This window comes from Segatella copri (assembly GCF_009494835.1).
In the GTDB taxonomy this organism is placed as follows: Bacteria; Bacteroidota; Bacteroidia; order Bacteroidales; family Bacteroidaceae; genus Prevotella; species Prevotella copri_F.
Genome location: NZ_VZBE01000008.1, coordinates 31,934 through 45,252 on the forward strand (window position 1 = coordinate 31,934; position 13,319 = coordinate 45,252).

Below are 13,319 nucleotides of genomic sequence, written 5' to 3' on the forward strand. Positions count from 1 at the left end.
GATAAGTTCTGTTTCTGTCTTTTTAAACATGATAACTATTCACTAAAATCCATCTAAATCATATTCTTCGCTGTCCAAATCCAGACTGTCGTCGTTGTCGAAAGTTGTCTTTGGCGCTTTTTCTTCCTTTATATCCGCATCGGTTCCCTGGGTTCCGGTTGTTCCGTTTTCGGATGTTCCGGTACCTGTGGTTCCGTTATTTGTTGTACCATTATCGAATGTTCCGGTAGTTCCGGTTTCTATTTCACCGGTTGTTCCGCTTTCGGCAGTTCCGGTTTCTTCTTCATTTTCTTCTGTATCATCCGTCTTTTCCTGCTGGATGATTTCCTCCGGTTCTTCAAGCAGTGGGTCCTTGCTGATTTTCAGCGGTGCCAGATGCTGGGTATAGAAGAGGGTATAATCGTCGTAGCTCAGACTGGTGCCCAGCAGCAGGAGGTTTGGTTCGCTGATGACGATGCCTCGGGCTCCCTTTGAGAGAAGCTGGGTGATGGCCTGATGCTGGTAGATGTCGTTGGCATACTGGCGTGCTTCGTCGTAATTGCGGAAGCCCTTTACCTGCATGCGGTGCAGACCATTCTGCTCGTCAATGACGAGGTCGAAATTGCGAACGAGATAGGAAGTGAAATTATATTTCGCCATCTCGAAGAGCAACTGGTTCTCGTTTACAGAATCGGGAACGTAGGCGAGCATGAAGACGAACGGCTCGTTGCGCTCAATGCTGAATACCTTTGCTTTGGATTTGACATCATCATTGAGTACGGCGTTGCGGCGCGACCATACATTGCTCAGGTCGAATGTGCCGCCCTTGAGCTGTCTGCCGGCTTTCACTCCGTTGAGAATCATTCCCGCCATTTCGCTGAGTCGACTGTTCGGATATTTCTCTACCACCTGCTGCATATCATCGAGACAAGCCTGGATATTACCCTCGTGGAGCTGGGTGAGTCCGCCGATAAAGAGGAATTTGTCGCGGTTGGCTCCTTCAGGATAGCGCTTGTCAGAGATAGCCCTGTTGTGTACCACCTTATTATATAGGTTAGCCTTGAAGGCATCGTAGGTGGCAGCATAGAGCGAATCTTCGAGATGAATGCCCATCTTCGCATCTTCCTCATAATAAGGAGAGGTGAGCAGGGCGGTCCATTGGCTCTCCGGATAATTCGCTTTCAACAGGTCGAGATAGCGGCTGGCGATGGCTGGCTGCTTCCGGATGTTGTAGAGCAGGTAGAGGTGATAGTAGGCATCATCGAGATGTTCATATGCTGCGTTCTTCTTTACCAGTCGCTGCAGCATATGTTCGCTTTCGTCCAGATCATTGAGTTTGTCTTTCAGAATGATGCCGGCATGCAGCAGTCCGTCGTCCAGAATCTGATTGCTTTCTGCCATCTTCTCTTCGGTAAGCGGAATCTGAGCGAGATAGTAGGCACGCTGATGCGGATCTTCTTCTGCACTCAGGTTCTTCTCTTTCTCCTTCTCAAGGTCTTTCTTCTGTGCCTCGTTGAGGAGTGAATCGCGCTGCTCGTCGGTCATTTCTTCTACACCTTTAGCATCGGCTACTACGGTCTGGTTGCTCCGTCGCCAGTTGTCTATGTTCTTTCGTTTGCCCCAGAGGCGCTCAAACTGCTGTTTGCCTTGGGCTACGGCAGATTGGGAGTAGAAATACCAGGTATTGGTGTTGCCGAAACCGCCGTTGCCCATGGCTCCGTTTCCGAAGCCGGATGAGGCATTGCTGTTTCCCTGATTCCTGTTGTTTCTGCTGTTATTACCATAGCCGTTGTTTCTTCCGAAGTCAGAGTTGCCCTGCTGTTCTGCCAATTCCTGGTCGGCAAGTCTTCTCTTTTCTTCCTTTTCCTGCTTTTTCAGGGCATCTATTACCTTGTCAATGGCGACATTCCGTTCTGTTTCGCTCATGCGGGCAAGCGATTGCAGGGAGTCCTGCAGATGGATGGCGTCGGTATAAGGCACCAGTTCATCGAGAACCTTCGAACGGTCGGAGAGCTGTTTGTAGTCTTTGCGGTCCTGGTCCAGGAGTCCGATGGCAGCATCATAGCATCGCTTGGCATCGCCATATCGGTGGCATTGCCAGTATACATTGCCCAGATGCAGCAGCAATACACCTTTCTCTACTCCGTTGCGGCTTGATTTCGCAGCACCTTTTTCGTATGCAGCAATAGCCTGAAGGGTATCGCCCTGGTTGAGATGTATGTTACCGATGGCATAATAAACCTGGTCGAGATATTCCTGATTCTTGTCGCTCGCAGCCATTCGCTTCAATTTGGATACCATCTTCCGGGAGTTGTTGGTTGCCAGTACCTCGGTCATGGAGATGCGGGCATTGAACTCCAGTTCGTAAGGCGGATTGAGACGGATGACATGCTTGAAGGCACGGTAGGCATTCTGGGCATGTCCCTGTTGTGCTTCTACCTGTCCCATCAGATACCAGAGGCGGGCTTTCTGCTTGCGTCGCATCTCATAGCCGATGGCTTTGCGGAGATACGGAACGGCCTCCTGATAGCGTCCGGTCTTCAGATAGTAGAGGGCATAGGTCTTGTCCCATTCCTTCTGGGCACGCCAGTGGATGGAATCGCGCTCGATATTACGGATTACATCTTCGGCATCGTATATCCATCCCGATTCGAGATAACTCTTGGCGAGCCAGGCACGTGCCTTGCCGTAAATGCCGGGTTGGGTAGCGTAGAGACGGCTCATATAGGCGAAAGTGGCTGCTGCCGACTGGAAATCGCCTTCAAAAAACTGGGAACGGCCCATCAGCATCCATGCCTTCCAGAGGAACGGATTATATTCACGGCGATGCAGCCATTCCAGGTCTTTGGCTGTCTTGCGGCGTTTCTTGTCCCATACCGGGCGGCGCTTGATGCTATGCTGGTGAATGGCTTTCTCGCATTTCTCGATGGCGCGGTCGTAGTTCGACTTGCCCAGTTCGCGGCTGTTCTTGTTGCCAACCGTATAATAAGGAATCATTTCAGAGTAATTGTCCTTATTCCCATTTTCCTTTTCAAGCGAGCCTTCGATATAGGCTACGGTACCATTATAATAGGTGTTGTATCGGGCGTTGAAGGCATGCCACCATCTGCTCTTCGCCGTATTCTTCTGCGTAGAGCATCCTGCTATGGTCATTGCAAAGGCAAGGATAACCATAGCTGGCAAGAAGTTTCTGAATGGGAAATGCTTCAACATAAGTTTCTTCTTTATTTAAAATTTTTCTTTCGGAGCGTGTGAAAGCCTTAGTGCTTTCTGACTGCCAGTATCTTTGCTGCTGCAAACAGGATGATGCTGACGAAGATGATGGTTGCACCTGATGGCACATTGAGCAGATAACTGGCATAGAGGCCTACGATGCAGTCGATGCAGCCTATCACGATGCTGGCTCCTATCATGCGCTTGTAGCTGTAGGTGAAGAGGTTGGCAGTCATCTGTGGTATGGTGAGCAGACTGATGGCAAGTACGATGCCCACCATCTTGATGGTTGCTACGATGGTCATGGCGATGAGCGTCATCATCATATATTCTATCGCTGTAACCGGCAGATGTTGCGATTTGGCAAAGGTGCTGTCGAATGCGATGGTCTGGATAGGACGCAGCAGAAAGGTGAACAGTATTGCAACAAACAGGGTAAGACCAGCCAGAAGCCAGAGGTCTGTGCTGTCGATGGCAAGTATACTTCCGAAGAGGAAAGAGGGCAGGTCGGGCATGAATCCCGGAGTAAGGAAGCAGCAGATGATGCCCACGCTCATGCCAAGGGTCCAGAACATGGCGATGGCAGAGTCTTTGCGCACATCTTTCTTCCGTGATACCCATTGCACGCCAAAGGCACTCAAAATGGCGAATACCATGGCAGAGAGTATAGGGTTGATGCCTGCAAATACGCCGATACCGATGCCGCCAAAAGAGGCATGCGTAATGCCACCGCTGATGAAAACCAGCCGGCGGGTGACGATGTAGGTGCCTACAAAGCCGCACAGAATGCTTGCCAGTAGGGCGCCAATCAGCGCATTCTGAAAAAATGTATATTGCAGTATATCCATGTCTTTACTTTGAACTTAAAACTTTGAACTTTGCGCATTGCATGTTACGTATTGCGCATTGCATGTTTAACTTAAAAAACTGATGACTTCGTCCTTAATCTGGTTAGGCAGGTTGATGCCTCTCAGTATCAGACTTCGGTTCCATCCCGCCACCTCTTCCGGCTGCATCGTATAAAGCACTTCCGAGAATTCCTCTACCTCCTCATCGGTATAGTCGTCGGCAGCTCTTCCTGCAAACCGGTCGAGTTCCTCGTCATCGTAGTATTCTATTTCCTTGGTGGCGGCTTCCATCATGCATTCCTGTTCGCATTTGGAGTTCTCTCCGTTGCAGGTATTGCATGAAACTCCTTCCTGCAGCGGTTCTTCATCCTCTCCCTTGCGATGAGAGATGATGCCAAAGACTGCGGAAATCACTCCTAGTGCCACCAGGGCTAAAACTAAATATAGCATAAACTGTTAACTATTAACTTTCAACTATTTCAAATCCCACTTTCTTCAGGTCTTCCCAATAATGAGGATAGGATTTGCTCACCACCTCAGGATTATTGATTTCAATCTGAGGGAACTTGAAGGCAAGAGGGGCGAAGGCAAGTGCCATGCGATGGTCCTCGTAGGTGTCGATAGGCTCGAAACTAGGCTCGCAGGTCTCGCCATCCCAAATCAGCGTGTTATCGTTCTCGTCATAAATCACGTAACCCACCTTCTTCAGCTCCTTCTTCAATGCCTCGATGCGGTCGGTCTCCTTGATCTTGAGACTGGCAAGACCGGTGAACTTAAACTTTACGCCCAGGGCACAGCAGGCTACAACGATGGTCTGTGCAAGGTCTGGCGAACCGCTGAAATCGTAGTCGAAACGAGGCAAGAGACAACGCTGGACTTTCAACTTGACAGGAGAAAGAACATCACGGTTCTCAAATTCTGATTTCACGCCCAACAGACTGAAGATGTATTTCACGACAGAATCGCCCTGCTTGGAACTGTCGAACAGACCTTCGAGTCTTACCTCAGAATCAGGGTTTCCGTTCAGTGCCATCATTTCATACCAGTAAGAAGAAGCGCTCCAGTCATTCTCGATGGTGTAGTCGGCTACGCAGCTGTAAGGTTGTGGCTTTACGGTGATGGTATCCACATCGGTCCATTCTGCGCTGGCTCCGAAGTTCTGCATCGTCCACAGCGTGAGGTCGATGTAAGGACGTGATGCTATCTCGCCCGTCAGTTTCAGTTCCAGACCGTTTTTCAGAATAGGACCAATCATCAGCAGCGCCGAGATATACTGCGAACTGATGTTTCCCACCACTTCGAGATGTCCGCCTTCCAGTGGCTTACCAACGATGTGGAGTGGAGGATAGCCCTCTTTCTTTTCATACTGTATATCAGCTCCGAGGTAGCGCAGGGCATCTACCAGGATAGCAATAGGGCGGTTCTGCATGCGCTCGGTACCTGTGATGGTATGCTCGCCCGGTGTAGCAGAAAGATAGGCGGTCATAAAGCGCATGGCGGTACCGGCAGCCTTGATGTTGATGACATCAGGCATATCGCGCAGTGCCGCAATGATGACTTCTGTATCATCGCAATCGCTCAGGTTGCGGGGCTGCAACTTGCATCCCGCCATGGCATTGATTACCAATGCACGGTTGCTGATACTCTTGGAAGCTGGCAAGTTGATACTTGCGTTAAGTTGGCGTGGAGCCTTGATTGTATATTTCATTTTCTTCTTGTTTCTATTTCTTTTAATACTCTTTTTTCTGATTTTGCTATTTCTCAGCCTTCAGTATCCGGATGTCCTTGATGCAGACAGCCTTTTCCTTGGCATATCGGATTGGGAGGTCATCTTCTGTTTCCGGCATCTCATCCCATGCACGGGTTCTCGGACGAATCTTCTTCGGACCCGGTATCAGGGGCGAATAATACAGAACCTGGCGGATGCGGTTTGCCTGTTCTGGGGTGAATCGCATGCTGTAACAGATGCTGTAGTCCATCAGATTGTCTGACTGCCATTCCTCATCCTTGCTGTTGGTGCGTTTGGCAAGCTCTCGCATGCTGAGCGTGGTATCCTTCTTGATGGCTTGTGCTTTACTGACATATTCTGTCAGCCATTTGCCGTATGCTATTCGGTTGTAGCTCGGTGTATCATCGCAATGGTCTGAGTCGTCATCATCATTGGCAGCCTCTGATTTGTCTTTCACAGTCTTTTCTGAGAAACTGTGGAAGAGCCCCAGATAATGCCCCAGTTCGTGGGCCAGCGTAGCATTCGGGTCGGTTGTATTATAGGTATATCCCTTATGATTCTTATCTGTAGTATACCGGGTTCCTTCATTCTCCTTTCCCACATAGATTGAATTGAGCGAAACGCAATACGGAAATTTGCCCGGTTTGCTCAGCGGATAGTTCTTGCCATTGCTTAAACCATCTATCTGTGGATAGCCGCCTACCTGGTAAGGCAGATGACTGATGCCCAGCGTTGTGCTGTTTTCATCGGTCTTCTTGAAGGCATATACCATCACATTGATGTAGTTGTTCTGGTCCCAGCAGTACTGTACATACTTCTTGTCCTTCATGAAACTCTCGCAGTCGAACTCCGGTTCTGAAACCTTGATATATTCCACACCTGGTGTACTGAGTCTCTTGCCGCTCTCATTCTTCTCAGCCAGTTCGAACAGGATATGCAGGTTCTCGCTCGGGATGGTATCCATCTGATAGTTGTAAACATCACCCTGATAAAGTTCGTTCACGTTGGAGAGAATCTCCTTGAGGCGGGTATATTTGATGTATTGCGTGGTGTTATTGTAGAAGACATGGAAGATGACAGGCAGATGATAGACATAATCATCGCCTGTAATGATATCTGTGTCACGGTCTTGTCCGTGGGATATGATAGGGTCGCCGATAGAGCCTTCGGTATCCTTGCATGATGCAAAGCTGAGGACGGTGAGGGCGATCATGAAATAAAGAATTTTTCTCATGCGCGTACCTTATATTATATATTTTCGTGCAAAAATACAAAAATAAAAGAAGATAGGCGAGAAATATCCTGAAAAAGTTTCTCAAAATGCCAAAAAACTTGTGCTTTTATCTTCTTGATGTATGTCAATTCAGTAACATTTTGTAAACTTGACCCCATGAAAATAGCGTTTTGTAAGGTATGTCTTCGTGCAATATGCTAAATTTTAGGCTATGAAATTGCAAATTGTAAGCTTGTGTGCGTTCAAAAACAAAAAGTATTACTTGCTCAAAAAATAAGATAAAATAGCGTTAAGGAATTATGAATTTTTCGGAAATCGTTGTATCTTTGCACCAGAAAAAGAAACAAAGACAATTACAATAACATCCTAAAAATAAACGATATGAAACGAATGATATTATTCTCATTGATGGCTTTGATGACCATAGCAGCTTTCGGTCGTAAGCACGTAGAGAATGCAACAGTTGTAGCTGACACTATTTTCTATGCAGAAAATATGAGCAATGTAACCAGTGCAGATCAGGCTAGTTATTACAGACTGCTGATGACTACTGGTTCAGGCCTTAACAAGAAGGACGTTTTCCAGGACTTCTATATGAACGGTAATCTCCGTGCTGAAGGTGGTTATAGTTTTATCGACCTCGGCAACGATCGCAATACTATCTTTAATGGTGAGGTTACTACCTATTATAAGAATGGTAAGGAGAAGTGGCATGGCAACTATGTCAATGGTAAGCGCGAAGGCTACTTCACACTCCAGCTCCGTGAAGGCGGTGTAGCTGTCGTTCAGTTCAAGAATGGCAAGTCTGTTCACGATTACTTCATGGTAACTTACAAGGACGGTTCTTCTGAGAAGAGAAATCTCTCTGAGTTGAAGCAGTTCATGTAATCAGAAATAAGCAACTATAGTTTTGTTACTTCATTGAATTAGAAGAAAATCTCTCTTATATAAATTAAAATTTTATGTTGATATGACCAATATGGGGATGGCTTCCGTGAGGAAGGTGCATCCCCTTTTTTTATGACCTATATTTACCAACAACAAGAAGAGGGTGAATCATAAACTTATGATTCACCCTCTTCTGATTATTCTTATTGATGTTGGCTGAAAGGTAGGATTAGAACGTTAAATCTACTTCTACCGGACAATGGTCGCTGCCCATGATTTCAGTATGGATCTTAGCTTCTGTAATCTGTTCCTTGATACGGTCGGAGACAAGGAAGTAGTCGATACGCCAACCGGCATTCTTTTCGCGCGCCTTGAACCGGTATGACCACCACGAATAGGTTACCTCATCCGGGTGGAGATAACGGAAACTGTCGGTAAAGCCATCGTTCAGAAGAACGGTCATCTTTTCGCGCTCCTCATCGGTGAAACCGGCATTGCGGCGGTTGGTCTTCGGATTCTTGATATCTATCTCTTCGTGTGCTACATTCAGATCGCCGCAGATGACGACTGGTTTCTTGGCATCAAGAGATTTCAGAAACTTGCGGAAATCGTCTTCCCAAGTCATGCGATAATCCAGGCGCTTGAGTTCTGTCTGAGAATTTGGTGTGTAGCAGGTAACGAGATAGAACTGGTCATATTCCAGCGTGATGATTCTGCCTTCATGATCATGTTCCTCTACGCCCATGCCATAATTTACGTTTAATGGCTTGTGCTTGGTATAAATGGCTGTACCGGAGTATCCTTTTTTCTCAGCATAGTTCCAATAACTCTCGTAGCCCTCAAACTGAAGGTCGAGCTGTCCCTCCTGCATCTTTGTTTCCTGCAGGCAGAAGAAGTCGGCGTCGAGTTCCTTAAACTGGTTCTCGAAGTCCTTGCCTACGCAAGCGCGCAGGCCATTTACATTCCAGGATATAAACTTCATTTTTTGTAATAATGTTGAATGTTGAATGTTGAATGTTGAATGGGGGAGGAGTGTTGAGTGTTGAATGTTGAATGTTGAATTGCCAGTTGCTATGGCGTATGCCTAATTCAACATTCAACATTCAACATTCAACATTCAAAAATTAAATTCTTTTACTTTCTCCTCTCAGCAGACTCATAAACTCCTGGCGGGTGTTCAGTGAATTGAAGACTCCGCTGTAGTCGCTGGTGGTGGTTATGGAATTCTGTTTCTCCACGCCTCGCATCTGCATGCACATGTGCTTGGCTTCTATCACTACCATCACGCCCTGCGGATTCAATGTTTCCTGAATACAGTCTTTAATCTGCTGGGTAAGACGCTCCTGTACCTGGAGACGATGGCTGTAGATATCTACCACACGGGCTATCTTGCTCAGACCGGTAATCTTGCCGTTCGGGATATAGGCAACATGCACCTTGCCATAGAAAGGAAGCATGTGGTGCTCGCACATCGAGAAGAAATCAATATCTTTCACGATGACCATCTGGTTGTATTTCTCTTCGAAGAGGGCATCGGTCAATACCTTGTGTGCATCCTGTGTATAGCCACGAGTCAGTATCTGCATAGCCTTGGCTACTCGCATCGGTGTTTTTATAAGTCCTTCACGCTCAGGGTCTTCTCCCAAGAGCTTTAATACTTCTGTATAGTGTTCTGCGAGTTCGTCCAATCCCTCGCGAAATTCTGTTTCTGGATTCATCTTATTTAATTTATAATTCTTAATTAATAGTTAATAATTTACAATTAATAGTTTATAGTTAGGTCTACGGCATCAATGCTGTAAACTGTTAACTATCAACTATCAACTATTAACTAGTACTGTACCGTAATCTGTCCCTTTACAAGGCATGCCTGTCTGTATCCCAGGGAACGAACCTTGGCAAGCATCTTCTGGGCTTCAGCTAAGCTGCGGAAGTTGCCCATTCGGCAAATCCATCTTGGAGAGTAGAAATGAACATAAACCGGCTGTTCAGGGAAATGAACTTTCAGCTGATTGCCAGTCTGTTCTGCTTTCAGACGGTCGTTACGCGAATTGCCGCCAGCGAAAGCCTGTACTCTATATCCTGTAACCTTATAGCTCTTGCGCATCACTTTCTTGCGCATATCCACTACAGGTGTCTCTGTTTCTTCTTTTTTGTTCTCTGCCTTTTGGGCATTGTTCACGTGGGCATTCTCTCGGGTTGCCTCATGATGCTGTGGCTCAGTCTTCTTCAGGGAATCAGGCCCCTGCTTGTGCTGAGTTTCAGGCTCTTTTTCTTTTTTCTGTGGGGTAGTCTTAGTCTTGTCGTCTTGTGGAATCACTTGTTTGCCGTTTACCAGTTCATCAATCGCCTTACTTTGGTTCACGGTTACAACACCCTTTCCCGGTTCCTTCTTTTTGAGATGGTCCAGGTAGTTCTGCGCATTAGCTGTGAATGTTGAGCAGAGGATCATAATCAATAATGTGACGAATTGTTTCATGACTATTCCTTTTATGTTTGTCGTCTTGTTTTAAAACAGCACCTTATTCTTGGATCTCTATATATAATAAGGTGTAATGAAGAATGAAGGGATGCGCTTCACGAAGAAGGCATCCCTTCGGGAAATGTAATATCCTTATGAGATTACTTCTTCCAAGCGTCGATGATACCCTTGAAGTCAGCAGCCTTCAAAGAAGCACCACCGATCAAACCACCGTCGATGTTTGGCTTAGCGAAGAGCTCAGGAGCGTTGCTAGCCTTGCAGCTACCACCGTAGAGGATTGATGTATCCTCAGCAGCCTCGTTGCCATACTTCTCTGCTACGATAGAGCGGATGTATGCCAACATCTCTTCAGCCTGGTCAGAAGTAGCAGTCTTACCTGTACCGATAGCCCAGATTGGCTCGTAAGCGAGGATGATGTTCTTCCAAGCGTCAGCGCTCAAGTGGAATACTGAACCTTCCAACTCAGCCTTTACTACCTCGTTCTGCTTCTCAGCCTCACGCTCCTCGAGAGTCTCACCGCAGCAGAAGATAACCTTCAAACCGTTAGCCAAAGCCAACTCTACCTTCTCCTTCAAGATCTCAGCTGTCTCGCCATAGTACTGACGACGCTCTGAGTGACCGAGGATAACATACTGAGCACCTGTGCTCTTTACCATCTCAGCTGAAACCTCACCTGTGAAAGCACCCTTAGCCTTGTCTGCGCAGTTCTCTGCACCGAGACCTACTACCTTTGAATCCAAAACCTGAGCTACAGAAGCCAAGTGGATGAATGGAGTACAGATGATTACGTCACAGTTTGGTTTGTCAGCTACCAATGCCTCGTTAATCTCCTTAGCGAGAGCAACACCGTCCTGCAGGTTCATGTTCATTTTCCAGTTACCTGCTACAATTTTCTTTCTCATTTTTCTTTTCTTTTTAAAAGTTGATAATATTCTGTTCGAATTCTCTTTCTTTCTGATCCAGGCGCCCCAAGCCCAGAGCCGGTCGGCAATGGTGAGGAGTACCAGTGGAATGATGAACCAGGAGATGATGCCGGCTATCTTCTTGGCGGCACTTACTTCCGGCATCTTGCCTATCTCGGTCTTCTCCAGTGGCTTGTCACCAATCTCTGCCATGTCAGGCAAATCGTTGTGGCTCCATTTCTGGATGATGGTTCCGTTCTTCAGCAGAAGAAGCCCCGGGTTGCTGCGGATTACCGTCTTCAGTGTAGTCTCGTCTGTGACATAGAAGGGATATTCCGCTCCTGTTATGTCCTGCCAGTGCTTGATGGCTTTTTCCGTACTTGCCGTGAGGCAGATAAACCGGTAGCCGTGGTCGTTGGCATATTCGTAAATCTCATCGATATTGCCGAAGTTGCTGTCATCGGCAAATTCCAGATGTGGCGAAACCAGGAGGAAGGTGTAGCCTTTATCGTGAATCACTTCCTGGGTGATGTCTTCTCCCGTCTTGGCATCAGCTATGCTGAAGTCGTGGATTGGAGGTACGTAACCTTCTTCGGTCTGAACCGTCTTACTGTCGATGAAGGTCCAGGTGGAGTCGGGATAGTTGTCTATCGTAAACTCCTTCCGCTCTCCGTTCTTCTCCAGGATGAAGGTGGTATCAAACTTGGGTTGCTTGGCTCCCTTCGGAATCTCCATGCCCTTGGCGATGTTGACACCTATATGATAAGGACGGAAGTCGAATTGCGGAAGATACCACAGACTCCAGATGCTCATCACGATGGAGAAGAGGAAGGTGTAGTTGATCACCACCCACTGGGTCTGTCTCGAGATGAGTCTCTGCATCTCCAGCGGCTTTCTCCAAAGCAGGACGGCGAATATCAGGAGGATGATGTTCTTGATGAATGTCTCCATATTGGTGAGCACTACGGCATCACCGAAGCATCCGCAATCCTTTACTGGGTCTGCGATAACGATCCACAGGGTAATCAGCGTCATCACGCTCATCACGGCAAGGGTGATCTTGCTCATCAGTCTCCGTCGGATGGCGAAGAGGAGGAAGATACCGATGGCAAACTCTGCAGTGGCTAGTAATACCGACATTACCAGGGTGCTCCATGAAGGGAACATCCAGTCGATGTGCAGCGCCTCCAGATAGTCGGTTATCTTGTATTGCGTGCCTAATGGGTCAATTCCCTTCACAAATCCTGAGAAAATGAAGGTTGCTGCCATCAGCAGTCGTCCGATATTGACCGCTATCTTTGTTAATATGTGAGTTGCCTTATTCTTCATCATTGAAAATTTACTTCTCGCTCATCTTGATGGCACCGAAGACGGCATAGTTGATGATGTCCATATAGTTGGCATCAATACCTTCAGAAACGAGGGTAGCGCCTGCGATGTCTTCAATTTCCTTTACGCGCTGAATCTTGGTCAGTATGAAGTCGGTATAACTGCTTACTCTCATCGAGCGCCATGCCTCATCATAGTCATGGTTTTTCTTGAGCATCAGTTCCAGTGCCTCCTTTGCATGGAGGTCGTATAGTTTCATAGCCTCTTCGGGTGTCATATCCACCTCATCCACGAAAGGCTTTTCTAGCTGGATGAGTCCTATGATACCATAATTGATAAGGGCAATGAACTCCGGACGGATACCTTCGCCAACCAAAGATTCTTTCTTGATTTCGAGCGAGCGGATGCGCTTCGCCTTGATATAGAGTTGGTCTGTCAGAGAAGAAGGGCGCAAGATTCTCCAAGAGGCTCCATAATCATGAAGCTTCTTCTCAAATAATGTCCTGCATTCACTCATGACATCCTTAAACTGCTGTTCTGTTTTCAATAAATCTGCCATAATAATTTCGAAATTCGGTGCAAATTTACGCATTTATTATGAAATAGCCAAATAATTATTTTGTTTTTCGCTTAAATTGCAGTAACTTTTGATAAGTTACGCGGCATCTCAACAATTAAAACAAAAAAAATCTTTTTTTATTTTGTATTGTCTTCG

11 protein-coding genes are annotated in these 13,319 nt (G+C 46.9%); 1 reads left to right on the plus strand and 10 read right to left on the minus strand.

Translation table 11 applies throughout. The features are described 5' to 3' along the window. Positions 1-42: 42 nt before the first annotated feature. The 5 genes from F7D47_RS01460 to F7D47_RS01480 form a co-directional block, all read right to left on the minus strand. Positions 43-3,192, minus strand: a complete 3,150-nt coding sequence (locus F7D47_RS01460) for a tetratricopeptide repeat protein (protein ID WP_153085419.1) — start codon at positions 3,190-3,192, stop codon at positions 43-45. Positions 3,193-3,239: 47 nt separating this feature from the next. Beyond that, positions 3,240-4,040: a metal ABC transporter permease gene (locus F7D47_RS01465; protein ID WP_153085418.1), complete on the minus strand. Its 801-nt coding sequence runs from the start codon at positions 4,038-4,040 to the stop codon at positions 3,240-3,242. Between the two features lie 66 nt (positions 4,041-4,106). After that, complete coding sequence (locus F7D47_RS01470) at positions 4,107-4,490, minus strand: hypothetical protein (protein ID WP_118081230.1); 384 nt, start codon at positions 4,488-4,490, stop codon at positions 4,107-4,109. A 13-nt stretch (positions 4,491-4,503) separates the two neighbouring features. Beyond that, entirely contained in the window at positions 4,504-5,748 is a 1,245-nt protein-coding gene (locus F7D47_RS01475) for a 3-phosphoshikimate 1-carboxyvinyltransferase (RefSeq protein WP_006849052.1), read from the minus strand. A gap of 46 nt (positions 5,749-5,794) precedes the next feature. Next, the gene (locus F7D47_RS01480) at positions 5,795-7,003 is read right to left on the minus strand and encodes a zinc-dependent metalloproteinase lipoprotein (protein ID WP_153085417.1); all 1,209 of its coding nucleotides are present in this window, start codon (positions 7,001-7,003) and stop codon (positions 5,795-5,797) included. A 381-nt stretch (positions 7,004-7,384) separates the two neighbouring features. On the opposite strand from F7D47_RS01480, the gene F7D47_RS01485 reads away from it, so the two are divergent. Beyond that, the gene (locus F7D47_RS01485) at positions 7,385-7,891 is read left to right on the plus strand and encodes a toxin-antitoxin system YwqK family antitoxin (protein ID WP_022122080.1); all 507 of its coding nucleotides are present in this window, start codon (positions 7,385-7,387) and stop codon (positions 7,889-7,891) included. A gap of 229 nt (positions 7,892-8,120) precedes the next feature. Here F7D47_RS01485 and F7D47_RS01490 read toward each other — a convergent pair whose 3' ends face one another. The 5 genes from F7D47_RS01490 to F7D47_RS01510 form a co-directional block, all read right to left on the minus strand. After that, positions 8,121-8,873, minus strand: a complete 753-nt coding sequence (locus F7D47_RS01490) for an exodeoxyribonuclease III (RefSeq protein WP_153085416.1) — start codon at positions 8,871-8,873, stop codon at positions 8,121-8,123. Between the two features lie 142 nt (positions 8,874-9,015). Next, on the minus strand, positions 9,016-9,609 hold the full coding sequence (folE, locus tag F7D47_RS01495) for a GTP cyclohydrolase I FolE (RefSeq protein WP_153085415.1): 594 nt from the start codon (positions 9,607-9,609) through the stop codon (positions 9,016-9,018). 113 nt (positions 9,610-9,722) lie between these two features. Further along, a complete protein-coding gene (locus tag F7D47_RS01500; RefSeq protein ID WP_118080685.1) occupies positions 9,723-10,370 on the minus strand; it encodes an SPOR domain-containing protein in 648 nt (215 codons plus the stop codon). Positions 10,371-10,513: 143 nt separating this feature from the next. After that, positions 10,514-12,607 carry a BT_3928 family protein gene (locus F7D47_RS01505; protein WP_153085414.1) on the minus strand — a complete coding sequence of 698 codons (2,094 nt, stop codon included), beginning with the start codon at positions 12,605-12,607 and terminating at the stop codon, positions 10,514-10,516. A gap of 7 nt (positions 12,608-12,614) precedes the next feature. Then, a complete protein-coding gene (locus F7D47_RS01510) occupies positions 12,615-13,163 on the minus strand; it encodes a DUF1599 domain-containing protein (RefSeq protein ID WP_228112452.1) in 549 nt (182 codons plus the stop codon). Positions 13,164-13,319: the final 156 nt, after the last annotated feature.